General features: G+C 57.4%; 21 protein-coding genes. 4 read left to right on the top strand and 17 right to left on the bottom strand.

Annotation, left to right across the window (positions count from 1 at the left end; all coding sequences use genetic code 11):
* Positions 1–93: 93 nt before the first annotated feature.
* The 7 genes from RT018_RS06575 to RT018_RS06545 all read right to left on the bottom strand — a co-directional run bounded on the left by RT018_RS06575 (position 94) and on the right by RT018_RS06545 (position 9,355).
* Positions 94–1,311: an ABC transporter substrate-binding protein gene (locus RT018_RS06575; RefSeq protein WP_312940352.1), complete on the bottom strand. Its 1,218-nt coding sequence runs from the start codon at positions 1,309–1,311 to the stop codon at positions 94–96.
* Positions 1,312–1,736: 425 nt separating this feature from the next.
* Positions 1,737–3,527 (bottom strand): ATP-dependent zinc metalloprotease FtsH, encoded by a 1,791-nt coding sequence (ftsH, locus tag RT018_RS06570; RefSeq protein ID WP_312940439.1) that lies wholly within the window; start codon positions 3,525–3,527, stop codon positions 1,737–1,739.
* A gap of 88 nt (positions 3,528–3,615) precedes the next feature.
* Entirely contained in the window at positions 3,616–4,167 is a 552-nt protein-coding gene (gene hpt / locus RT018_RS06565; protein WP_312940350.1) for a hypoxanthine phosphoribosyltransferase, read from the bottom strand.
* Positions 4,164–5,495, bottom strand: coding sequence for a tRNA lysidine(34) synthetase TilS (gene tilS, locus RT018_RS06560; protein ID WP_312940349.1), 1,332 nt, complete (start codon positions 5,493–5,495; stop codon positions 4,164–4,166). The genes hpt and tilS overlap by 4 nt, the downstream gene beginning before the upstream one ends.
* Positions 5,485–6,837 (bottom strand): replicative DNA helicase, encoded by a 1,353-nt coding sequence (dnaB, locus tag RT018_RS06555; RefSeq protein WP_312940348.1) that lies wholly within the window; start codon positions 6,835–6,837, stop codon positions 5,485–5,487. The genes tilS and dnaB overlap by 11 nt, the downstream gene beginning before the upstream one ends.
* A gap of 41 nt (positions 6,838–6,878) precedes the next feature.
* Positions 6,879–7,328, bottom strand: coding sequence for a 50S ribosomal protein L9 (gene rplI, locus RT018_RS06550; RefSeq protein WP_312940346.1), 450 nt, complete (start codon positions 7,326–7,328; stop codon positions 6,879–6,881).
* 41 nt (positions 7,329–7,369) lie between these two features.
* Positions 7,370–9,355 carry a DHH family phosphoesterase gene (locus RT018_RS06545; protein ID WP_312940343.1) on the bottom strand — a complete coding sequence of 662 codons (1,986 nt, stop codon included), beginning with the start codon at positions 9,353–9,355 and terminating at the stop codon, positions 7,370–7,372.
* A gap of 509 nt (positions 9,356–9,864) precedes the next feature.
* Between RT018_RS06545 and RT018_RS06540 the strand changes: the two genes are divergently transcribed.
* Positions 9,865–11,523, top strand: coding sequence for a ribonuclease J (locus RT018_RS06540; protein WP_312940341.1), 1,659 nt, complete (start codon positions 9,865–9,867; stop codon positions 11,521–11,523).
* A gap of 115 nt (positions 11,524–11,638) precedes the next feature.
* Here RT018_RS06540 and RT018_RS06535 read toward each other — a convergent pair whose 3' ends face one another.
* The 7 genes from RT018_RS06535 to RT018_RS06505 all read right to left on the bottom strand — a co-directional run bounded on the left by RT018_RS06535 (position 11,639) and on the right by RT018_RS06505 (position 16,507).
* Positions 11,639–11,998 carry a MarR family transcriptional regulator gene (locus RT018_RS06535; RefSeq protein ID WP_312940338.1) on the bottom strand — a complete coding sequence of 120 codons (360 nt, stop codon included), beginning with the start codon at positions 11,996–11,998 and terminating at the stop codon, positions 11,639–11,641.
* Between the two features lie 82 nt (positions 11,999–12,080).
* Positions 12,081–12,233 carry a FeoB-associated Cys-rich membrane protein gene (locus tag RT018_RS06530; RefSeq protein ID WP_312940337.1) on the bottom strand — a complete coding sequence of 51 codons (153 nt, stop codon included), beginning with the start codon at positions 12,231–12,233 and terminating at the stop codon, positions 12,081–12,083.
* 52 nt (positions 12,234–12,285) lie between these two features.
* Positions 12,286–14,466, bottom strand: coding sequence for a ferrous iron transport protein B (feoB, locus tag RT018_RS06525; RefSeq protein ID WP_312940334.1), 2,181 nt, complete (start codon positions 14,464–14,466; stop codon positions 12,286–12,288).
* Positions 14,467–14,653: 187 nt separating this feature from the next.
* On the bottom strand, positions 14,654–14,875 hold the full coding sequence (locus tag RT018_RS06520) for a FeoA family protein (protein WP_312940332.1): 222 nt from the start codon (positions 14,873–14,875) through the stop codon (positions 14,654–14,656).
* Positions 14,876–14,886: 11 nt separating this feature from the next.
* Complete coding sequence (locus RT018_RS06515; RefSeq protein ID WP_312940329.1) at positions 14,887–15,099, bottom strand: FeoA family protein; 213 nt, start codon at positions 15,097–15,099, stop codon at positions 14,887–14,889.
* A gap of 363 nt (positions 15,100–15,462) precedes the next feature.
* Complete coding sequence (locus tag RT018_RS06510; protein WP_312940327.1) at positions 15,463–15,888, bottom strand: flavodoxin; 426 nt, start codon at positions 15,886–15,888, stop codon at positions 15,463–15,465.
* A gap of 52 nt (positions 15,889–15,940) precedes the next feature.
* Positions 15,941–16,507 carry a DUF3793 family protein gene (locus RT018_RS06505; protein ID WP_312940325.1) on the bottom strand — a complete coding sequence of 189 codons (567 nt, stop codon included), beginning with the start codon at positions 16,505–16,507 and terminating at the stop codon, positions 15,941–15,943.
* A gap of 410 nt (positions 16,508–16,917) precedes the next feature.
* Here RT018_RS06505 and RT018_RS06500 point away from each other — a divergent pair, with 410 nt between their 5' ends.
* A complete protein-coding gene (locus RT018_RS06500) occupies positions 16,918–17,427 on the top strand; it encodes a ferritin (RefSeq protein ID WP_312940323.1) in 510 nt (169 codons plus the stop codon).
* 166 nt (positions 17,428–17,593) lie between these two features.
* Here RT018_RS06500 and rpoN read toward each other — a convergent pair whose 3' ends face one another.
* Together rpoN and ftcD are read right to left on the bottom strand one after the other, a co-directional pair.
* Complete coding sequence (rpoN, locus tag RT018_RS06495; protein ID WP_312940321.1) at positions 17,594–18,937, bottom strand: RNA polymerase factor sigma-54; 1,344 nt, start codon at positions 18,935–18,937, stop codon at positions 17,594–17,596.
* Positions 18,938–19,101: 164 nt separating this feature from the next.
* The gene (ftcD, locus tag RT018_RS06490) at positions 19,102–19,992 is read right to left on the bottom strand and encodes a glutamate formimidoyltransferase (protein WP_312940318.1); all 891 of its coding nucleotides are present in this window, start codon (positions 19,990–19,992) and stop codon (positions 19,102–19,104) included.
* A gap of 429 nt (positions 19,993–20,421) precedes the next feature.
* On the opposite strand from ftcD, the gene RT018_RS06485 reads away from it, so the two are divergent.
* Positions 20,422–22,449, top strand: a complete 2,028-nt coding sequence (locus RT018_RS06485) for a urocanate hydratase (RefSeq protein ID WP_312940315.1) — start codon at positions 20,422–20,424, stop codon at positions 22,447–22,449.
* A 74-nt stretch (positions 22,450–22,523) separates the two neighbouring features.
* The gene (gene hutI / locus RT018_RS06480) at positions 22,524–23,762 is read left to right on the top strand and encodes an imidazolonepropionase (RefSeq protein WP_312940312.1); all 1,239 of its coding nucleotides are present in this window, start codon (positions 22,524–22,526) and stop codon (positions 23,760–23,762) included.
* 126 nt (positions 23,763–23,888) lie between these two features.
* On the opposite strand, the gene RT018_RS06475 is transcribed toward hutI, so the two are convergent.
* A partial coding sequence (locus RT018_RS06475; protein ID WP_312940310.1) for a hypothetical protein occupies positions 23,889–24,277 on the bottom strand: 389 nt, incomplete at its 5' end.

The raw sequence follows: 24,277 nt of genomic DNA, 5'->3' as shown, positions 1-24,277 counted from the left end.
ATGCAAACCAGAATCGCTGTACCCTGAAAAGCGCGGGCGGGGTGGTTCCCCGCCCGCGCCGTGGGCCCTACGGTTTTGGGGCAGATCTTCGAATCAGCCCTCTACGGACTGACGCTTCACGAAGGTAAACGCGCCCTCCGTGGCCTGCTTGATGTAAGCCTCGGTCTTGTTGGCATCGCCTGTTTCGGAATTGATGGTGATGTGGCCGGTAACCGCGTCGATATCCACGTTGAACAGGGCGGCCTGAATGGCCTCGCCCTCGGTGGACTGGGCCAGATTAATGGCCTCGATGGCTGTCATGTACGCGTCGTAACCCAACGCAGAGACAGCAGCCACAATGTCGTTGCCGCCGTTATTGGTCAGATTCTGGGCATCGGCATTCAAAAACTCCTTAAACCCTTTGACAAACGCGGCGGCAGGACCCGCATCGTCGTTCTCGTCAAAGAAGGTGGAGCAGTAAACCTTCTGATCGGTGCCCTTCTGAGCGGCGAGAATCGCGGAGTTCTCCCACGTATCGCCGGCGGTGATGGGAATGGTGACGCCGGCCTTGGCGGCCTGACCCACGATCAGGGCCGCGTAGGTGGTGGAGGAGGGGGCGAAAATCACGTCCGCGCCATAGGTCACGGCGTTCTGGATGTAAGCGGAGAAGTCAGAGGTGCCCTCGGGGAAGCTCTCGGCCTTCACCTCGCCACCCAGACCCTCAAACGCCTGCTTGAAATAGGTGCCAAGGCCGGAGCCATAGTCCTCGCCCAGCATGGTCAGGACATAGGCCTTTTTCGCGCCGAACTCCTCAGACACGAAGTTGGCCATGACGCTGCCCTGGAAGGGATCCAGGAAGCAGACCCGGAAATAGTACGGGTTCAGTTCCGTCACAGCGGGGTTGGTGCAGGACACACCGATGGCTGGAATCTTGGCCTGCTCAAAGGTGGGTGCGGCGGCAATGGACACGCCGGAGCCATAGGAGCCCAGCACCACGGACACGCCCGCGTTCACCAACGTCTGAGCTGCGGTAATGGCCTTGTCGGTGGTGGACTGATTATCCACGATTTCCAGTTTCACGTCGTAGGTCTGACCACCGATTTCCACGGTGGGAGCCACCTGATTGGCATACTGGATACCCAGCACTTCCTGCTTGCCGCCCGCGCCGTTGTCGCCGGACGCAGGTTCAAACACGCCCACCTTCAGCACGGGATTACTGCCACCGGACGCGCTGCCGCCGTTGCCGGATGCACTGCCGCCGGTATCTCCGCCGCAGGCTGCGAGAGAGAACGTCATGGCAAGGGCCATGGCAAGCGCAAGAAACTTTTTCATGTTCTTTCCTCCTGTCTTCAATAAAAGAGAACTATTCTTCAATTCTCTTAGCATAAGAAGCATTTTACGGAATTTCTTCCGGTTTTTCAAGTAGAATTATATACAGCACAGCGGTTTAAATCTGTCCTTTGGCCCAAAAATTTCCAAAAACATTTCAATTTTTGTCTTTATGGAGAAAACATATGTAACCATTACAAAAAAAATTCGCAATTTGTGTCCTCGATACAAGGACAATCATTTTCGTGATTTCGCCGAAGGAAACGAAAAATAATTGCGCACGCTTGCGTCTCAGCCCACATTTTGTTTCGCTTTTTACTCTTTTGGCAAAAAACGCACATCAGAAAACGCCGAAAATGCGCGGCCAAGGGGCTGCTTTTCAAAAAAGCCCTGCCGTCCGTCGGACAGCAGGGCTTTCTTCTGTGAGCTTATACCCGGGTGGAGACCTCCACCACGGTCAAAAATTCCTGGCGCGTCATTGTCTCATTGGCCAGCAGGAAATTTGCTACCGAATTCAGCTGAGTACGCCGCTCCCGCAGAATCAGTTCGCATCGGTCATAGGCGGTGGTGACAATGCGGCGCACTTCCTCGTCGATCTGGGCGGCGACCTGCTCGGAATAGCTACGGCCCTGTCCCATGGCCCGGCCCAGAAACACCTCATCGTGTCCGGATTCAAAGGATACAGTGCCAAGCTTTTCGCTCATACCGTAGCTGGCCACCATTTTGTGGGCGATGCGGGTAGCCCGCTGAATATCATTGCCCGCGCCGGTGGAGATATCCCCCAGCACCAGACTTTCGGCGGCACGGCCTCCCAGCAGGGCCACAATCTGCTCCTCCAGATACTGCTTCGACATATAAGAGCGGTCCTCTTGCGGCAAAGAGATCGTCATGCCGCCCGTTTGCCCCCGGGGCACAATGGAGATCTGGCTCACCGGATCGTGATTGGGCAGCGCGTGCATCACGATGGCGTGGCCGGCCTCGTGGAAGGCGGTAAGCCGGCGTTCGTGCTCAGGAATCACCCGGCTTTTCTTTTCCGGTCCGGCAATGACCTTGATCTCCGCCTCCTTCAAATCCGCCATGGTGATGAACTTCTGGTTCCGCCGGGCCGCCAGCAGCGCCCCCTCGTTGGTGAGATTTTCAAGGTCCGCCCCGGTGAAGCCGGGGGTCCCCTTGGCCACCTCGCTCAAGTCAACATCCTCAGACAGGGGCTTGCCCCGGGTGTGCACTTTCAGAATTTCCTCACGTCCGCGAATATCAGGAAGACCCACAAACACCTGTCGGTCAAACCGGCCGGGGCGCAGCAGCGCCGGGTCCAGCACGTCCACCCGGTTGGTGGCGGCCAGCACCACCACCCCTTCGTTGGCAGAAAAGCCGTCCATCTCCACCAGAAGCTGATTCAAGGTCTGCTCCCGCTCGTCGTGTCCGCCGCCCACGCCGGTGCCTCTCTGGCGGCCCACGGCGTCAATCTCGTCGATAAACACGATGCAGGGCGTAGTCTTTACCGCCTCTTTGAACAGGTCCCGCACCCGGGATGCACCCACGCCCACGTAGAGCTCCACAAAGTCCGATCCGGAGATGGACAAAAAGCCCCCCGCAGCTTCTCCCGCCACGGCCTTTGCAAGCAGTGTTTTTCCCGTGCCCGGAGGGCCCACCAGCAGCACACCCTTGGGAATCCTTGCGCCCAGCTCGGTGAACTTCTGCGGGTCCTTTAAAAACTCCACAATCTCCCACAGCTCTTCCTTCTCCTCATCAGCCCCCGCCACATCCGCAAATGTGATGGACTTGTCCCGCTCGGAAAGGGCATGGGTCCGGGCTTCGCTGAAGCGGTTCATACGATCCGCACCGCCCGCCCCGCCGGAACGGAGGGACATGAGATACCACATACCGCCCAGTAACAACGCCGCCGCCACATAGGGCAGCAGAATCGCCAGCCAGTTGGTGGAATGATCCGCCCGATAGTTGTAGGAGGTAATGATGCCCTTGGCGGCCTGCTCCTGAATCAGGTCGTTCAAATCGCTGTAAAACAGCTCGAAATCATACAGCTCGTGGACCGCGGTGGTACTGCCGTTGATCTGCGTGCGCAGATGCAGCGTCAGCGTATTGTTGAAGATGTCAAGACTTTCCACCTTCTCCTGCTGGAAAAGACGCACCACCTCAGAGTATTCCAGTGGCTTGGCGACAGAGGTGCTGCGCCACAGGTACATGCCACACAGCAGCATCACCACCGCCAGAAAAACAAAGGTTATCACGTTTGTGGTTTTTGAATTTTTCAACGGGTCCTCACTCCTTTGCGGGCAAAGTGCCCGTTTAGCGGGAATAAACCTCCGGTTTCAGCACGCCGATATAGGGGACATTGCGGTACTGCTGGCAATAGTCCAATCCGTAGCCCACCACAAACTCATCCGGCACCACAAAGCCGACATAATCGGCATTGACGGCCTTGGTCCTGCGGGAGGGCTTGTCGAGCAGCGTTACGATGGTAATGGAGGCCGCGCCCCGGGTTTTGAAATACTCGCTGAGAAACGCAAGGGTGTTTCCGGAGTCCAGAATATCCTCCACCACGATGACATGCCGATCTGTGATGTCCTGCTGAATGTCGTGGACAATCTTTACGCGGCCGGAGGAACTGGTGGCGTTTTCATAGGAGCTGACGGCGATATACTCCACATCACTTTTCACCTGACAGGCCCGCACCAGATCTGCCATGAACAAAAAGCAGCCCTTCAACACGCCCAGAAACAGTGGGTTCTTCCCCTCAAATTCCTGGTACAGCTCCTCGCCCAGCTCCGCGATGCGGGTTTGAATCTGCTCCTCCGTCACCAGGATTTTGAGGATATCATTTTCCATCTCACTTCTCATAGTGTCTCTCCCTCTATATCTTCTGTATAAAACGTTATCCATTCGCCGGACGTTCCGGCGGAAAATTCCAAATCCACGCCAAGATACGGCGCGGCCACGGGCCGCGCTCCCATCCGAAGCACCGGCAAACGGTCCCGCGTGTCCGGGGGGATCCCAGCGTCGGCAAACAGCCGCTTCAGCGTCCGTGCCCCCCGGCTTCCCGGCAACTCCATGCGGTCGCCCCTGTCCCAAAGGGTCACTTCCAGCGGTCCCGGTACGCACAACCGATAGGACACGCTTTTCGGCGGTCCCTCGCCCCCCAGCAGCACACGCCAGTTGCCGAATTTCACCGGCTGCCCACGCAAAAGGGGCACGGGCTGTGGCATGGGACTCGCTTTATACAGCTCCAGCGTTTCCCCATTGTTGCGGGCCAGCAGCCCATAAGGCAAAGAGTAAACCCGGCCCTCTCCCAATAATAGCACAGCTCGGGCGTGAATGGCAGACAAATCCCGCCGCCGTCCGCAAACTTTTTCCATCAGCCCCAGTACCGCTCTGCCACGAAGAGCCTCCGGCGCGGCCCAAAGAACTTCCCATGGTAAAACAGCCCTATGCTCGGACAGCTCCGCGCCCTCAAGCAGTCTTTCCGCAAGTTCGTCCAGCAGCGCATCCTCCGCCGCCAGAAGCCCGGCAGAGCGGGCCATATTTTGCGCGGCTTTCGGATTAATTTCTCGCAGAATCGGCAAAACCTTGTGCCGCAGAAGATTCCGGGCCGCGACGTCCTCGTCGTTCGTCTCATCCTCCACATGGAGCAACTCCCGAGCCGCAGCGTAATCCGCAAGCTGATTCCGTGTCAACTCCAAAAACGGGCGGTAAATATTCCCCCGCACAGCCGGAATCCCAAGCCCTGCTGAGCCGGTCCCCCGGCAGAGGTTTAAAAGCATGGTTTCCGCGTTGTCGTCGGCATGGTGAGCTGTTAGAATGGCGGCACTGTGCCGCTTGGCGGCGGTTTCCTCCAAAAAGGCGTATCGCAGCCGCCGTGCCGCCTCCTCCACGGAAAGGCCCTCCTCCCGGGCCACTGCCTGGGCGTTACCCCGGGCGGAAACAAAGGGGATGCCCCGCTGTGCACAATCATTCTGGACAAAGGCCTCATCCCGGTCCGCCAAAGCGCCCCGCAGTCCGTGATGAAAATGGGCAGCGACGACAGATATTTCCCGTCCCTCCGCCCAGCGGACGACAAAGTCCAGCAGGCACATAGAGTCCAGTCCACCGGACACAGCACACAGCAGCTCCATCCCGGTCGTAAAATGCGCCGTCATATATTTTTCGGCAGAGGGCAGTTTAGTCCTCATCGTCGTACCGTGTCTCCAGCGTGCCGAACATGGTATACTCCGGCACCCACTTCAGCTCCACCTTTCCCGTTTCGCCGTGGCGGTTCTTCGCTACGATGCACTCGGCAATGTTGCGCTTTTCAGAGTCCTCATTATAGTAGTCGTCCCGATAAAGAAAAAGCACGATGTCCGCGTCCTGCTCGATAGCGCCGGATTCTCGGAGATCCGAGAGCATGGGGCGCTTGTCGTCTCGTTTTTCGTTGGCACGGCTTAGCTGGCTCAGGCAAATCACTGGCACATCCAGCTCTTTTGCCATGATTTTCAACGTTCTGGAGATATCAGAAACCACCTGCTGGCGGTTCTCTCCACCCCGGCTCTTGCCTCCGGCAGAGGTCATCAACTGCAAATAGTCGATGACCACCAGGCCCAGATTTTCAAGCCTGCGGCATTTGGCATTCATGTCCGCCACAGACAGAAGCGGGTTGTCGTCGATGCGGATATCCACCCGGTTGAGCACCGTGGCGGCGTCCGCAATTCTCTCCCAGTCCGTCTCCCGCAGGGAGCCGGTGCGCAGCTTGTTGCTTTCCACCAGTGCTTCGGAAGACAGAAGACGCAAAACAAGCTGCTCCTTGGACATTTCCAAGGAGAAGACGGCCACAGACTGTTCCGTCCCCTTGGCCACATTCAGGGCCATGTTCAGGGCCATGGAGGTTTTTCCCATACCTGGCCGGGCCGCCAGCAGAATCAGATCCGACTTGTTCAGGCCCGTGATTTTTGTATCCAGCATGGAAAGGCCCGTGGACAGGCCCGGCATACCCGAGGTGGATTCACTCATTTCGCTGAGCCGATCCAGCACGTCCGGCAGCACCTGCCGGACAGGGGTCATGCCCTGCGCGCCCTGTCCCCGGCGGATGGCAAAAATCCGTTGCTCCGCCGCTTCCAGCGTTTCGGCGGCCTCGCCGCCGCCCTCCTGCACCATGGCAGTAATCTCCGAGGCAGCCTGAGCCACTGCCCGCAAAAGGGCTTTGTCCCGGACAATGGCGGCGTATTCCAGTACGTTTGCCGCCGTGGGAGTAATTTCAATAAGCTGGGCAAGATAGGCCCGGGTGGTATTTTCGTCGTAGGTGCCGTTTTTCTGCATCTCCTCTGCCACCGTGATCCCGTCGATGGGCTTGGCGTAGGTGAACATGGATGAGATCGTTTCAAAAATCTCCCGGTTCTGACGCAAATAAAAATCCTCGGGCCGCAGCTTGTCCACGACCTCCTTCACACAGTCCGGATCGATGAGGACGGAGCCCAGCACCGCCTGCTCACCCTCTAAGGAGTGGGGCGTTTGGCGAAGGAGCAAATCTTCAATTGCCACGAAAAATCACCTCCGGGCGTGTTTTGGATTCATGGTGACGCTTATTTCTCTTCGTAGACGGACACGTACACGGTGCCGCTCACCTCGAAGCCCAGTTTGGCCCGGACTTCATAGTTGCCAAACGCCTTGATGGGGTCCTCCAGCGCCAGCTTCTGCTTGGGGATGTCCACACCGTACTGCTTCATCAGCTCCTCGGAAATCTCCTTGGTGGTGATGGCGCCGAACAGCCGCCCACCGGTTCCGGCCTTGGCGGTGACCTTGACGGGGCACTCCTTGAGCTTTTCCACCGTGGCCTCAGCCTCGGCCTTCAGGCGGGCCTCCTCAGCTTTGCGGGCCTTTTCCTTCATGTTCATGGTGTTGACCGCATCCGCCGTGGCGGCGGTAGCCAGCTTGCGGGGCAGCAGGAAATTCCGTGCGTAGCCCTCGGAAACCTCCACCATCTGGCCCTTCTTTCCCTGGCCCTTCACATCCTGCATTAAAATCACTTTCATCGGTATCTCTCCTTATTTGTCCGATCCCGCAGGGGGATCTTTTATTTTTTCAGATAATCGCCCACGGCTTCCAGCAGCTTTTCCCGGACGGTTTCGGGGTCGCTGTCCTCCACACGCCCGCCCGCGGTGGTGGAGTTGCCCCCGCCACCCAGCGTCTCCAGAATCACCTGTACGTTGATATCCCCCAAGGACCGGGCGGACATCAAAACACTCTCCCCGTCTCGGTAGATCACAAAGGAAGCCTGCACGCCCTTGAGCGTCAGCAGCTCGTCGGCAGCCTGCGCCGCCGCCACCCGCTCCACGCCGTCCTCCGTCACGGTGGCCACGGCAATGTCATCCTGGTACATCTCCGCCTGACGGATGATGTCGTAGCGGGAAACCATTTCCGTCAAATCGTTCTGGAACAGGCGCTGCACCGCGCTGGTGTCCGCCCCTGCCCGGCGCAGGAAGGCCCCTGCCTCAAAGGTCCGTCCTCCGGTGCGCATGGTGAAATGCTTTGTGTCCAGCACGATGCCGGCAAGCAGCGCCTCGGCCTCCTCGGGAAGGAGGTCGCTGGGCTCCACCAAATACTGCAACAGCTCCGTCACCAGCTCCGAGGCGGAGGAGGCATACGGCTCGTGGAAATTTAATGCGGCATTTTCGATGTAGCTGGCGGCCCGACGATGGTGGTCGATGACCGCCACGCGGTTGCAGGACTCCAGCACGGCAGGGCTTTCCACAAAATCCGGCCGATTGGTATCCACCACGATCAGTAACGCCCCCGGCTGCATCCGCAAAAGCGCCTCGCTGCCACCCACGAACACACCGGAGTATTCCCCCCGGCCCCGCAGTTTTTCCAACACGGCTTCCGCCGCGTTGTGGTTCAGGTCGATGACCACCTGAGGGTGCTTCCCCAGCTTCCGGGCCGCACAGCAAAGGCCCGCCGCCGCACCTACTGCGTCCATATCCGCAAAGGAGTGGCCCATAATATACACCTGCCGCGCGTCGCTCATCAACTCACCCAGCGCGTTTGCCATGACCCGGGACTTCACCTTCGTCCGTTTTTCAGGACTTTTGGTCCGTCCGCCATAAAACTCAAAATCCAGCTTGCCCCGGACCACTGCCTGATCGCCGCCCCGGCTCAGCGCCATCTCCAGCGACAAAGACGCATTTTTGTAAAGCTCTGCCATCCCGTCGGCCTCACGGCCCACGCCAATGGACAGCGTGGGGTGGGACCCCTCGCCGCCAATTTCCCGCATAGAATCCAGCACGGAGAATTTCTCCGCCACCAGCGGGGCATAGTCCTTTTCCTCCGTCAAAAGAAGGTAGCGGTCCCGGTTGGTCTTCACCAAAAGTCCCGTGTCCACCGCCCACGCCGTTAGCTTTTCGTCAATTTGGGCCTGAATGGCACTGCGCTGGGCCTCGCCGCTGACCTTCATCAGCTCCTCGTAGTTGTCCACATTTAAAACCACCACCACGGGGCGCGAACGTTCAAACTTCTCCCGCATGGCGTCGTATTCCGTGGTATCCACCCAGTAGGTGGTGGCCACCAGATTCTGGGTGCCGTCCCGGTCCTTTGCCCGGACAAGACTGCCATATACCCGAAAGCGGCGGTTGTTCATCACCACCCGGTCTGGGCACTCCTGCTTCCCCTCCAGCAGCCACGCAACCGGCATCCCCGGCACCGTGTCTTCCACTTTAATTTCAAACAGATGCTCCCGCACGCCGACAAGCTGCAAAAAATCCTCGTTGCTCCAGATGATTTCCCCGGTATCCGGGCGAAAAACCATAATGGGCAGAGGGGAGTTAATCAGGGTGGATTTGCTGGCGGCGTCCACGCTGCCGGTCAGGCTGTTGATATACTGCAAAATGCCCTGCTTGCGCTTCTGGGTGCTGGAGCGGAAATAAAGATACATCCCCACCGTAACCGCGCCCTCTGCCGCTGCCAGCAACGGCTGCACCGGGACGGTCACTGCCGCGAACAGCAGCAGGCAGAGAAAGTAGAGTTTTAAATTGGGCTCCAGCAGCCGGGAAAATTTTTTATTCATATTCGGTTGCCCTCCTCCGGAGCAGCGCGGCCTCGCGGCGATGCTCCTAAGCCATAGATTTTATTAGTATACCACCCCTTTGTTTTTCGGGCAAGATTTTTTCTACTTTCGACCCCTCTTCAATTTTTAAAAAAGGTGTATACAAAGTAGGGGGCATGTGCTATACTATCCCATACAGTATCATTTGGGAGTTTGCGCGCAGGTCTGCGAATTAGGCATTTTTGCCCCTGCCGCCGCAGCCCACTGATGTTTTTGTATTTCACTGGGCAGGACCGCGGTCCCATCCCGGTTTAATAAACGGACAATCTCATAGGGTACAGCGCGGACGCAGTTCACTCTTCCGCCGGCGAGACGGGGCCGGATGAAGTTGGACCGTCCTTAGTTTGGTGCGGCTTTTTGCGATGCAAATGGCTCTCGCACCCTACTTTGGCAAACGTTTTCCGCCGGTACATCCTGAGATTTCTCCATTATTTTTACTTATTTTCTATATAAAGGAGTTCTCTGAAGTTATGGCAGAAAAACTGAAAATTATCCCTCTCGGGGGTCTGGACGAGATCGGCAAGAACATGACCGTCTATGAGTATGGCGGCGAGATGATCGTCGTGGACTGCGGCATGGCCTTCCCGGGAGACGATATGTACGGCATTGATCTGGTGATTCCCGACGTGACGTATCTGATTAAAAACCGTACTCGGGTCCGTGGTCTGTTTATCACCCATGGGCACGAGGACCACGTGGGGGCTATTCCTTACGTGCTCAAGCAAATCAACCTTCCCATCTACTGCACCCGGCTCACCGCGGGCTTGATCAAGCTGAAGCTGGAGGAGCACGGTCTGGTGAAATCCACCAAACTTATCACTGTGGAGCCGGGCGAAACCGTCCGAGCGGGGAAATTCAACGTGGAATTTATTCACGTGAACCACTCCATCGCAGACTCCGTGGCCTTCGCCATCCATACCCGGATGGGCACCGTGGTCCACACCGGTGACTTTAAAATCGACTCAACCCCCATCGACGGTGAGGTCATGGACCTTGCCCGGCTGGGTGCGCTGGGTAAGGAGGGCGTGCTTGCCCTTTGCGCTGACTCCACCAATGTGGAGCGGCCCGGCTTCACCCCGTCTGAGAAAACCGTGGGCGCTGCCTTCACTCGCCAGTTCACCGGATGCAATGAGCGTATCCTTGTCACCACCTTCGCTTCCAACGTCCACCGCATCCAACAGGTGCTGGACGCTGCGGCCGCCACAGGGCGGAAGGTGGCAGTGACCGGTCGGAGCATGGAGAACATGATGCGGGTTTCCACGGAACTTGGCTATATGAAGGTTCCCAAGAACACCCTTTTGGACCTGAACCGCATTAAGGGTCTGCCCAAAAACAAGCAGGTTATCGTCACCACCGGCTCTCAGGGCGAGGAGATGAGTGCTCTGTACCGTATGGCCTTTTCCACCCACCGTCAGGTGGAGCTGGGCGCGGGCGACAAGGTGATTATCTCTGCCTCCGCTATCCCCGGCAACGAGGTGACGGTGGGCCGGGTCATCAACGAGCTGTTCCGCAAGGGTGTGAACGTGGTTTACGACCGCGCGGATATGCTTCACGTCTCCGGCCACGCCTGTCAGGAGGAGCTGAAGATTGTCCACGCGCTGACGAAGCCCCGTTTCTTCATCCCCGTCCACGGCGAGCAGCGGATGCTGCAAATTCACTCCAATCTGGCCCAGTCCATGGGCATGGACCGCAATCACATTGCCATTGGGCAAAACGGAACCGTCATTGAAATCACCGGTAAGAGCATGAAGGTCAACGGCTCCGTCCCCTCCGGAGAAGTGTTTGTAGACGGCTCCGGCGTGGGTGACGTGGGCGCTGTGGTAATGCGGGATCGCAAGCGCCTTGCCGAGGACGGCATGGTGGTGGTGATCCTCCCCGTCTCCTCCAACGATGGGCAGCTTCTCTCCAAGCCCGAGATTGTCACCCGGGGGTTCATTTACGTGAAGGAATCCGACGAGATGATGCGAGAGCTGGAAAACATCGCCATGGAAGCGGCAACCAATGCCCCCCGCAGCCGCGGGCGGGATGACGGCGAGATGCGCAGCGCGGTGAAGTCCGCCGTGAGCAACTACCTTTTTAAAAACACCCAGCGCAGCCCCATGATCATTCCTGTGGTCACCAAGCTGTAACCAAGAACAACCAAAGCGCCGCTCCGAAGATTCGGGGCGGCGCTTTTTGCCGTTGTTTCACGGGCAGAATGCCGGCACTTTCCCTTCCGCAAAGAACACGAATACGCGGTTTCTATCAAGCACCAAGTCCCTCTAGCGCCCGCTCCGGCAAGGAGGCCGCCAGTAGACAAGAGAGCTCAAAGCTCTCGTCCTCCGTCAGGTCTAGGCCCAGCCTTGGCAGCAAAGACTGCAATTGAAGGGTTTTTCGTTTGAAATCTCTTGCCGCCAAAAAACCCGTGTCCGTGAGATAGATTTTTCCGTATCGCTTCCGCACCAAAAATCCCTTTTCCATCAGGACTGTGGACATCCGTGTGACGGAGGGCTTGGTCACGCGCAACGCTTTGGCCAGCTCCACGGTGCTGACATCCTGCATGGCGTGAGCCAGGTCGTAAATTGCCGCAAGATAGCGCCGATGCGCCGGGGTCAGTCGTTCCATTATAGTCCTCCTGTTTCAAAATGGGTACAGGAAGGCGCGGGCGGAGTTTGCTCTGCCCGCGCCTCAAATTGAAGCAGAATCTTTATCTCTCGTGGCAGCTTCCGCCGCAGGAGCCGCAGTCGCTGCCGCAGGAGCATCCGCCTTTCCCGTTTTTCCTGTTGTGGATGCCGCGGGCCACGATGGCCACGAAAACACCCAGAACGATCAGTCCTACGATAATTGTCGGCAGATTCATGTGCAGACCACTCCTTTCAAAGTGTCAAAGGTGGATGTTTAAGAACTTTATATTACCGGGCGCCAACTTTGGCGGCCGCATCCACGGAGCTGACAGAAAGAACATTGCCGTCGTACTTGTTCTTGCGGAACAGGAGATACACCAGCCCCGCCAGCGCCACAAGCGCCGCCACGGTGCCCGCACCAAAGGATACCTCGCCCAGAAGCAATCCGCCCAACTGATAGATCATCAGGGCCATCACGTAGGCGAACCCGCACATATAGCCGATGGCGGCAGCGGTCCACTTGGCGTTGTTCATCTCCCGCCGGATGGCGCCCATAGCGGCAAAGCAGGGGGCGCACAGCAGGTTGAACACCATGAAGCTGTATGCGGAGAGAACCGTGTAGTGCGCCGCGATAGCGGCCCAGAGGCCCGCGTCGTCCTCGGCAACCTCTTCGCCGATGTGGAACAGAACACCGAAGGTGGAAACCACATTCTCCTTGGCAATTAGACCCGTAACCGTGGCCGCAGTGGACTGCCAATCACCAAAGCCCAGAGGAGCGAAGATGATGCACACCACGCCGCCAATGGCTGCTAGCAAAGAGGAGTTATTGTCCTCCACCATGCCGAATGTTCCGTCCACAAAACCAAATCCCTGCAAGAACCACAGCACCATGCACGCGACAACGATGACGGTGCCCGCCCGCTTGATAAAGGACCAGCCTCGCTCCCAAGTGGCCCGCAGCACATTGTTCATGGCGGGAACGTGATAGGCAGGCAGCTCCATAACGAAGGGCGCCGGGTCTCCGGCGAAGCCCTTTGTCTTCTTCAGGATGATGCCGGAAATCACGATGGAGGCCACGCCGATGAAATAGGCGGACACGGCCACAAGGCCGCTGCCGTCGAACATTGCACCGGCAAACAGGCCGATGATGGGCATTTTTGCACCGCAGGGGATAAAGCAGGTGGTCATGACGGTCATACGCCGGTCCCGCTCGTTTTCAATGGTGCGGGAGGCCATTATGCCGGGCACGCCGCAGCCGGTGCCGATGAGCATGGGGATAAAGCTCTTGCCGGACAGGCCGAACTTCCGGAAAATCCGGTCCATGATGAAGGCGATACGGGCCATATAGCCAACATCCTCCAAAATGGCCAGCATGAAGAACAGCACCAGCATCTGGGGCACAAAGCCCAGCACCGCGCCAACGCCTGCAATGACACCGTCGGAAATCAGGCCGATCAGCCACTCGGCAACGCCCCAGCCCTCCAGCAGAGCGCGGGAGCCCTCCTGCAGCCATGCCGCACCCAGCACGTCGTTGGTCCAGTCCGTCAGGAAGCTGCCAAAGGGGCCCATAGACACCCAATACACCACGAACATAATGACCGCAAAAATGGGCAGAGCCAAAATCCGATTGGTGAGGACACGGTCAATTTTGTCGGAGGAGGTGAGGTCATGCTTGGCCCGATGCCGTTTCACAGCCTTGTTCACCGCACCGTTGATGTAGGCATACCGCTGATTGGTGATGATGCTCTCGGCATCGTCATCCAGCTCTTTCTCACAGTCGTTGATATGCTCTTCCAGATGGGCCTTCAAGTCGGCGCTAAGGTTTAGCTCAGAGAGGACCTTGCTGTCCCGCTCAAAGATCTTGATGGCATACCAACGGAGGAAGCGGTCGTCCACTTTTCCTTGAATGGACTCCTCGATGTGGGCAATGGCGTGCTCCACGCTGCCGGTAAACACATGGGGCAGTTCCCCGGCCTTACGGGACTGGCCCAGAGCCATTGCTTTCTCGGCGGCGGAAATGCTGCCCTCGCTCTTCAGGGCGCTCATCTCCACAACCTCGCAGTGCAGCGCCTCCGCCAGCTTCTTCAAATCAATCTGATCGCCGTTTTTGCGGACCAGATCAATCATGTTTACCGCCACAAGCACGGGCAGCCCCAACTCCACCAATTGGGTGGTGAGATAGAGGTTTCGCTCGATGTTGGTCCCGTCCACGATGTTCAAAATGACATCCGGCTTCTCGCCCACCAGATAGCTCCGGGCCACCATCTCCTCCAGCGTATAGGGGGACAGCGAGTAGATACCGGGCAAGTCTTGAATCACCACATCCTTGTGGCCTTTCAGCTTGCCCTCCTTCTTTTCCACGGTCACCCCGGGCCAGTTGCCCACGTACTGGTTGGAGCCAGTCAAGTCGTTGAACAGCGTGGTTTTACCGCAGTTCGGGTTGCCGGCCAGTGCAATCTTAGTATCCATCGTTTTCTCCTTCCATAATGTTAGTAAAAGCTAACCTCCAGCCCTTGAAAATGGCGGCCCTCCGCCGCCCTGCAAGAGCAGGCTTCTCCACGCCCGATCTGCTTTCAAGAGCAAACGCGCCCCACGCGCTTGGTTCGCTCCCACGGAAAATCCGGCTTTCCGGCTTTGTCCGCGAAAAATGTACAGTTTACTGAATTTCGATCATCTGCGCGTCAGCCTTGCGCAGGCTGAGTTCATAGCCCCGCACGTTCAACTCCATGGGGTCACCCAGGGGGGCCACTTTCCTCACATGAACCTCCACGCCCTTGGTAATGCCCATATCCATAATCCGCCGTTTGGTGGCTCCCTCGCCGTGAAGCTTTACTACGGTGGCACTTTCGCCCACCTTTAAATCTCTCAGTGTCCTCATATCTCTCCTCCTCAAATCATAATACGATTGGCCATTGTCTTGTCAAGAGCAATGCGGCTGTCCTTCACCTGTAGAATCAGATTCCCGGCAATCTCACTGACCACCCTGATATCCTCATCCACGACAAAGCCCAACTCCGCCAAGTGTTGGCGTACCTCGTCTTTGCCAGAAATTTTACGGATTGTCACAGTCTCCCCTGTTCTCGCCATCGTCAGCGGCATCATAGGCTCTCCTCTCTCTCAAGGATTAGCGATTGCTAACCACAACTCCAAATACAAAGGTAAGTCGCAACTTACCTTTCTTACAACTAAAGTTTACTCCCACTAACCATCCTTGTCAACCCCCTTTTTCATGCGTCCGGCGGTTTCAAGTTAGTTTCGCTAACTTATCTGGATTAAAAAAAGCCCGTCTCTTTTCTTTTGTGCAGATTTACCTGTCTGTTTTGCAGATAAGCAACGCGCAGCCATAATCGCCGCAAAAAAACGGAACCGCCCCCGTGCGGTCAGCCTGAGCCGCACGGGGGCAGCATCCGGGGAAAATAGAAGATAAGCAGACGCTATGTATCTTTTTTTAGCGGACGCGGCGCATTACCACTTGGCAAGTCCCCGGCCCAGCGCGCGGCAGGCTTCCTGACCGGCCTCGTCTGGCATTTCATTGACAACCAGTCCTTCCTCTTCGTAGAGGTTGGCGCTGTCGCAGCGCTTGCACCAGTCACGCATCCACTGGCCGTCGCCCCAGCCGTAGGATCCGAACAGCGCGATGCGCTTGCCGGTGAGATCGCCCTCCAACGCGGTAAACATGGGATCGAACTCGCTCTCCTCCAAAACCTCGGCCCCCATAGCGGGGCAGCCAAAGGCTACGGCTGCGTACTCCTTAAACTGGGCGGTGGAAAAATCACCGGGGCCCAGCAACTCGGCCTCACCGCCCACTTCCTTGACGCCCTCTGCAATGCACTGCGCCATTTTTTCCGTATTACCGGTCCCACTCCAATAGACGATTGCAACTTTGTTCATAATACAGCTTCCTTTCTCAGCAAATAGGTTAAATAATTATGACCAGTGGAGGCTATGCAGCCACCACAAGCTCAATAAGGGGGACTCCCCGGGCATACCGCTCCTTATACACTGCCGTGCATTTCCGGTACCGGTCAAAGCATCTCTGCGCCGCCGCCGGGTCGCCATAGGCTTTCCAATAGCCGCAGCAGGTATAGTTCCAGCCTCGATTTTCAATGAAGCCCACCACATCCTCCAGCGGATAGCCCAGAAAAATTCCAATTTCGTGGGGATACTCTGCTTCCATGCACATACGTTCGGAAAGCTGGTCCAGCATGGCAGATACGCCGGAATTGGCGTAGCCATCGCTTTCCAGAAACGCACGGCTGCCCTCTTCTGCCAGCAGGCGGCCCACCCAGGACTCCCGATAGACATAGAGCATTCCGGCGTTCAGTGAAGGGCATTCCTTTAAAACGCGCACGCGAACGCCATAGAGCTTCAGTGTCTCATCCCAGCGGGCGGCGTCGCGCCGAAGCTGTTCCAGACTCTCGCTCCGAAAACGAAACAGATTGGCGGGTTTCACCCCCGCCAGAGTTGGCGCGCAGTGAGTAATCAGCGCCGTTTCAAATCGTGGCTCCATAAACTGCCTCCCGTGTCTTGCGGAGCAGATTGCTCCGTGTCAATGCGGGCCGCCTGCGGGCGGCTTCCGCGTCAATAGAACAAATCTCATGACGTGTATAGCCTTCCCTTTTTTCTGCCGGACATCCGCAGAAACGGCCTCGCGGGCACGAAAAAACCTTCCACAGAGCGCGGATTTTCAAGCACAGGTTAGACAAGACTAATCTCATGCTTTTTGAAATGCTGCCCCCGGCAGCTTTCAAGCGTCAGTTAGTTTTGCCTAACCGATGTTGAGAGGATATCACGACCCCGACTAATTGTCAAGAGATGGCGGGCAAATTTCTTTCAATGCCTTGACTTTCAGGGCGGTAATGCTATACTAAAAAGCAACCAACTGTCGATTTTTTCCGCTTTATACGAGGAGGTATTACAATGGATAAAACTGTATCCGAACTGCTAAACAACCAAATTAACAAGGAGTTTTACTCCGCCTACCTGTATCTGGATATCGCCAACTACTATGATGCCAAGGGACTGGACGGCTTCGCCAACTGGTATGAAATTCAGGCGAAGGAGGAGCAGGACCACGCCATGTTGTTCTACCGCTACATGCAGAACAATGACGAGCCTGTGAAACTACTGGCCATCGACCAGCCCGACAACGCTTTCTCGAACCTGATCGACCCCTTGAAGGTCAGTCTCGAGCACGAGAAATACGTCACCGCCCTCATCAACGCCATCTATGCCGCTGCACAAAAGGTGAATGACTTCCGCACCATTCAATTTTTGGATTGGTTCATCAAGGAGCAGGGCGAGGAAGAGAAAAATGCCAGCGACCAGATTACCAAGATGGAGCTGTACGGCGGCGAAGCCCGCAGCCTGTATATGCTTAACAGCGAGCTGCTGACTCGGGCCTATGCCCCGCCATCTCTGGTGCTGTAATCCCAAAGTAAAGGAACAGAGACGGGGCCATCGCTCCGTCTCTGTCTGTTTATCGGCAGCTTTTGCCGCCTTTTCAATCTTTTCTTTTACCCGCAGGGATGCCTGCGCCTGTTTGCAGGGAGAATCAATCTAATTCTTCTCGAAAAAGCGGCGCACCGCCCGCAGCCTATGTCTTTTTGCGGCGCTGAGAGGCGGGAGGAATGGACAGCTCGCCCCGGTATTTCGCCACCGTGCGCCGGGACAGGGAAAACCCCACGCCGGACAGTGCTTGCGCCAGCGCCTCGTCGGACAAAGGCCGGTCCGGGGCCTCCGCCTCCACGAAGCGGCGCAGGCGGCTGCGGGCCGCCTCGGCAGAGCCGCCAGTGGGCAGCGCCGTGGAAAACAGCTTCCTCAGCGGGAAAATCCGTCCGTCAAATTGGACATACTTGTCCTTCACTGCCCGGCTGATCGTGGAAACGTTCAGATTTAAGCGCTGGGCAATTTGCTCCATGGTCATGGGCAGCAAGTCCTCCCGGCGGAGAAAGTAACCTTCCTGCTCCCGGGCCAGCGCGCAAAGAAGGCGGAACAGTGTCTCATGCCGACTTTCCATATTGTTCATCAGGTTTTTGGCCTCAGCCAGCTTCTCTTTCAGATAAAGTTGGGCCTCCTGACAGCCGGGATCACCCACCAAGGCGCAGTATTCCCGGTTTAACGAGACGCGGGGGACCGCGCCTTCGTTCATTTCAATCACCAGTCCGTCTCCCGCCTGGCGGATGACGGCCTCCGGCGCGATCAGCGCCGTGCCTCGTCGATCACAAAACCCCCGGGAGGGAATGGGGTTCAATGCGCGGACCACGTCCCCGGCCCGACGGGCCTCCGCCGGAGAAACGCCCAGAAGCTTTGCAAGGCCCGCATAATCACCCTCTGCCAAAAGCGGAAGACCGAAGCGGATCATGTGGATATTCACCTCGGTAAATTCCCTGCCCTGCGCCAACTGCAAAAGCAGGCACTCTGACAGACTCCGTGCTCCCACGCCCGGAGGATCCAGCGCCTGCACCGCAAAAAGCGCCTGCTCCAGCTCCGATTCCGGCACGTCCATCTCGTGGGCAAGCTCGTGAAGCTCACAGTCCAGATAGCCGGCGGAGTTGAGACAGCCCACCAGATACCGGCTCAGCGCCAGCATCCGTCCGCCCAGCGTAGCAGACTGGCCCAATTGGTCGTCCAAATACTCAGAAAACGTCTGGGGCCGGGTCAGGCAGGAAGTGAAATCCGAAAGTCCTCCTCCGCCCTCCCAGATAAGCTGCTCCCTTCGCTCGATGGGAAGCACCGTCTCCGGGGCCGCCTCCATCGCCTCGGGGCGAGGTCCGTCGTGAGGCGCGTCCTCCACTTCCAAAAGAGGATTGGAAAGCGCCGCTTCATGCAAAAATTCCCGCAGCTCCAAAGACGGCATTTGCAGGCACTGGAGCGACTGCAGCATCGCCTGCGTCAATATTTGCTTTTGCGCCTGCTCCAGGCGCTGCTGGAAAACCATACAACCGTCTCCTTCCCGCAAAGGTCATTGTTTATCAGTTTAGCACAGTTTTTGTCGAAAGGGAAGAGGAATCGCCGCGGCGACCATTCAGAATGCGTAAAAAACGCGGCAGACGGCCACCCGTTTTCCCGGGCAGCCGTCCAATTTCCCACTTTATGGTGGCTTTACAGCCGCGTCTCCAAAATCTGATCCATGCGGAAGTTCTCAATGCGTAGATAGTATTCGGCACAGTCCACCAATGCGGCCATGGGTGTCAATCCGATAATCTCGCTGCCCACCACGCTCACGCCCCAGCGTCGGGCCTCCATCTTTACCGTCTCAAATACACGGTAGAGGGAGGTTTTGGTATAATCCGTCATATTTATGGAAACCTGAGCAATATTCCGGTCCTCCACCAGCACACCCATAGACTTTACAAACCGGAAGCCACCGTTGATGTGACGGATGCGGTGAGCAATTTCGTCGGCGATGTGCAGATCGGAGGTGTTCAGATTGATGTTGAAGGCCACCAGAGGCATCCGTGCGCCGATGGCTGTCACGCCCGCGGTGGGATGAACGGTGTCCGGGCCGAAGTCGGGCCGCCACAGGGGATTCTTCATTTTTTCCGCCATCCCCTCAAACTGGCCCTTGCGGATAGCGGCCAGGTTTTCCCGGTGAGGCGTGGAGGCAGACTTTTCATAGAGAAACACCGGCAAGGCATACCGGTCCGCCACGGCGGCGGCAGTCTCCTTTGCAATGCGGTCCGCGTCCTCCAGCATGCAGCCCCGCACAGGAACAAAGGGCACCACGTCCGCCGCCCCCATACGGGGGTGCTGCCCATCGTGCTTTGTTAAATCGATCAGCGACACGGCGATACCAATGGCTTCGATCACCGCGTCACGCAGAGCCTCCGGACTGCCCACGGCGGTAATCACGCAGCGGTTATGGTCCTTATCCGTGCTGTAATCCAGCAGCTTCACAGCCTCCTTCGCCCGAAAGGCTCCCGCAATTTTCTCCACCTTTTCAAGATCTCGTCCCTCGCTGAAATTCGGGATGCACTCCATGATCTGATCCATCGCGTTTCACTCCTTTATCCGTCCCGGTTTTGGGCCGCGCAGCTGCGTCCCCTTATTCACTTACAACATCTGTACCATAGCAAAAAAAATGCCACCGCGCAACCGTTTTTCCTATTCAGGGTTCACATTCCTCTTTTTTTCCTATGTGTCCGCTTTTTTTGACGCGGATTCAACGCGAAACACCTATAATTATATCCATAGGCCTACGCCTCGGAAAACGCTTTGGCCCACTGATGTGATGCCTTGGCAGTGAATTGTCGCAATACCGCTTTAATTTGGTGAAAACTACTAAATTTTTTGTTCTATTTTTATGATTTTTGTTGATTTTTGAAAACACGCATGTTAGAATGCGGTTGTAAGAGAAAATCCTTGACTGCCCGGACCGGAGGATTTCCGGTTGGCAGAATTCAATTTTCAGGAGGAACAAGCATGGCTACCTTTGATGTTGACAAAGCTATGACGGTCAAACTGGACTATGACCTGCCGGAGTACCCCTCTTTTGAGGAGGGTATCCGCCGTGCGCCCCGTCGGGAAGCCCATTTGACACAGGCCGACAAGGAGCTTGCCATTCGCAACGCTCTTCGGTACATTCACCCGGATCACCACGCCCAGATGGCTAAGGAATTTGCACTGGAACTAGAGGAACACGGCCGGGTTTATGGGTACCGCTTCCGTCCCCAGGGCCGCATGCACGGAAAGCCCATTGACGAGTACAAGGGCAACTGCACCGAGGGCAAGGCGTTCCAGGTTATGATCGAGAATAACCTCGATTTCGACGTGGCGCTGTATCCCTATGAGCTTGTGACCTACGGCGAAACCGGTCAGGTCTGCCAGAACTGGATGCAGTACCGTCTCATCAAGAAATATCTGGAGGTCATGACCGACCAGCAGACCCTTGTTGTGATGAGCGGCCACCCTCTGGGCCTGTTCCACTCCCACAAAACCGCTCCCCGCTGCATCATCTCCAACGGACTGATGGTGGGTATGTTCGACAACCAGAAGGACTTTAATCGCGCTGCCGCCATCGGCGTCGCAAACTATGGGCAGATGACCGCAGGCGGCTGGATGTATATCGGGCCTCAGGGCATTGTCCACGGCACTTTCAACACCCTGCTCAACGCAGGCCGGCTGAAGCTGGGCATTCCCACCGACGGGAATCTGGCAGGCCGACTGTTCGTCACCGCGGGCCTTGGCGGCATGAGCGGCGCGCAGGGCAAGGCGGCGGAAATCGCCGGCGCCGTGTCCATCATCGCCGAGGTGGATATGTCCCGCATCATGACCCGCTATACGCAGGGCTGGGTCAGCGAAAAGTCCGACAATTTGGAAGAGACGCTGGCCATTGCCAAAAAGCACCTGGCGGACAAGACTCCCTGCGCCATCGCCTACCACGGCAACGTGGTGGACCTGCTGGAGTTCCTGTATGAGAAAAACGTTCATGTGGACCTGCTCAGCGACCAGACCTCCTGCCACGTTCCCTACGACGGAGGCTATTGCCCGCAGGGCCTGACCTTCGAGCAGCGCACCGAGATGCTGGACAAGGACCCTGACGGCTTCTGCAAGCTGGTGGATGAGACGCTGCGTCACCACTATGAAATGGTCTGCAAGCTCCACGAGCGGGGCACCTATTTCTTCGACTATGGCAACAGCTTCCTCAAGGCCGTGTATGACGCAGGTGTGAAGAGCATCTGCAAAAACGGCGAAAACGATCTGGACGGCTTTGTATTCCCATCCTATGTCGAGGACATTCTGGGGCCCTTCCTGTTTGACTATGGCTACGGTCCCTTCCGCTGGTGCTGCCTGAGCCGCAAGCCCGAGGATCTGGATAAGACCGACGCCGCCGCGGCCGAGTATATTCAAGCCCACAACCGCCGCTATCAGGACTATGACAACTATGTCTGGGTCCGGGACGCGAAAAAGAACAAGATGGTGGTGGGTACCCAGTGCCGTATCCTCTATCAGGACGCCATGGGCCGCATGAATCTCGCTCTGAAGTTCAACGAAATGGTCCGCAACGGCGAAATCGGCCCCGTGATGCTGGGCCGCGACCACCACGACACCGGCGGAACCGATTCCCCCTTCCGGGAGACTTCCAACATTAAGGACGGTTCCAACATTATGGCCGAGATGGCCACCCAGTGCTATGCTGGCAATGCTGCACGGGGCATGAGCCTCATCGCCCTGCACAACGGCGGCGGCACCGGCATCGGCAAGGCCATCAACGGTGGCTTCGGCATGGTGCTGGACGGCAGCGAGACCGTGGACACCATCCTGCGTATGTCCATGCCCTGGGACACCATGGTGGGCGTTGCCCGCCGCTCCTGGGCCCGCAATGAGAACGCCATGTCCACCGTGGTTGAGTACAACGAGATGTACAACGGTCAGGACCATATCACCCTGCCCTACGAGGCGGAGAACGATGAAGAACTGATCCGCGAGGCTCTTCAGGGCACGAAGTAATTTTTAAACAAAACCTGAAAAGGGGCCTTTATTAAGAGGCCCCTTTTCCCACATTTTATAAAGGAGGCTAACCCATGGCAAATCTGCTGATTAAAAACATCGGTCTGCTGGCCACTCCCACCGGTTCCACCGCGAGGCGCGGTAAGGAGCAGGGAGAAATCACAATGCTGAAAAACGCCTATGTTCTTGTAAAGGACGGGCTGATTGCCGCTGTGGGCGAGGGCACGATTCCCGCAGGACTTTCCGACGGCGCGGAAGTGGTGGACGCCAAGGGCCGTTTGGTCACGCCCGGTCTGGTGGACGCCCATACCCACCTGATCTTCGGCGGCTGGCGGCAAAACGAGCTGGGGATGAAACTCCACGGCGTGAGCTATCTGGAAATTCTGGCCCAGGGCGGCGGCATTCTCTCCACCGTCCGTTCCACCCGCGCCGCCTCCGAGGAGGAACTGACGGATAAGGCCGCCAAGGTACTGGACGACATGCTGCGCATGGGTGTCACCACTTGCGAGGCCAAAAGCGGCTACGGCCTGACGCCGGAGGACGAGTATAAGCAGCTGCGGGTCATCCATCGTCTGAATGAAACGCATAAGGTGGAGGTCGTCCCCACGTTTATGGGGGCCCACGCCGTACCCGAGGAGTTCAAGGAGGACCGGGAAGGGTATCTCCGCCTTTTGTGCGAGGAGATGATTCCCACCGTCGCCCGGGAGCAGCTTGCCGAATTCTGCGACGTATTCTGCGAGACGGGCGTGTTCACTGCTGAGGAGTCCCGCCGGATTCTGGAGGCTGCTAAGGCCCACGGTCTGATTCCTAAAATCCACGCCGACGAAATTGACCCCATCGGCGGGTCTCAGCTTGCGGGCGAAATTGGTGCTATCTCCGCAGAGCATCTCATCGTCTGCCCCGAAGCCGGGATCGAGAGCCTTGCCAAGGGCGGCGTGATTGCCTGCCTGCTCCCCGGCACCAGCTTCTATCTGGGGGCCACTTTCGCTCCCGCTCGGGCCATGCTGGACGCGGGCGTCGCTGTGGCGGTATCCACAGACTTCAACCCTGGCTCTTGCCCCAGCGCCAATTTGCAGCTTGCCATGAACATCGCCTGCCTGAAATATCGCCTCACGCCGGAGGAGGTCCTCACCGCCGTCACTCTCAACGGTGCGGCGGCTGTTCGCCGGGAAGACCGGCTTGGCTCCGTGGAGGTCGGCAAGCAGGGCGACCTGCTGGTGTGGGATGCGCCGGATCTGGACTACATTTGCTACCGGCTGGGCGCAAATCTAGTGGATACTGTAATTAAGCAGGGCGAGGTCGTTCGGTTCTAAGCCTTCAGTACGCAGCTTTGTGCACTTTTCGACTAGCCCCCGCCACAGGGCGGCGGAACTTTTTCTAAAACCGACAGGCCCGGAAAGTCTCTGACTTTCCGGGCCTGCCTTTTTAACGCACCTGCATCACTCCGTCATAAAGTTCTTGTTTTTGCTGTATAGGTTCTCCACCGTCAAGGGCTTCGCCTGCCGGATGCTGTATTTCAGGCAGTCCTCCAGCTCGTCGAACTCATAAGCACCCTTTACGCCCCGCAGCCGCTGCATCCCTCGGTGGCAGTAAATGTCCAGCGGCCGGTAAAGATAGCGGTCCAACTCGTTGTCAAAAATATGGTTTTGGTCCAGCTCACGGCGCAACCGGGCCAGCACGCTGTCCCGAATCCCCTGCTCCACCAGCGAGCTGAGACGGCTTGCAGAGTCCCACGAGGCGGCCAACAACTCAACCGCCTGGGCAAAATTCCCGTCCTGCGCGGCGTAATAGGCGGTGTAGGCCTCGGTCAGTCCTTTGCCGGAAAGCT

It is taken from the genome of Oscillibacter sp., assembly GCF_032060045.1.
Classification (GTDB): Bacteria; Bacillota; Clostridia; order Oscillospirales; family Oscillospiraceae; genus Oscillibacter.
The sequence above is the reverse complement of the archived record's forward strand: the minus strand, read 5'-3'. Positions and strand labels throughout refer to the sequence as shown.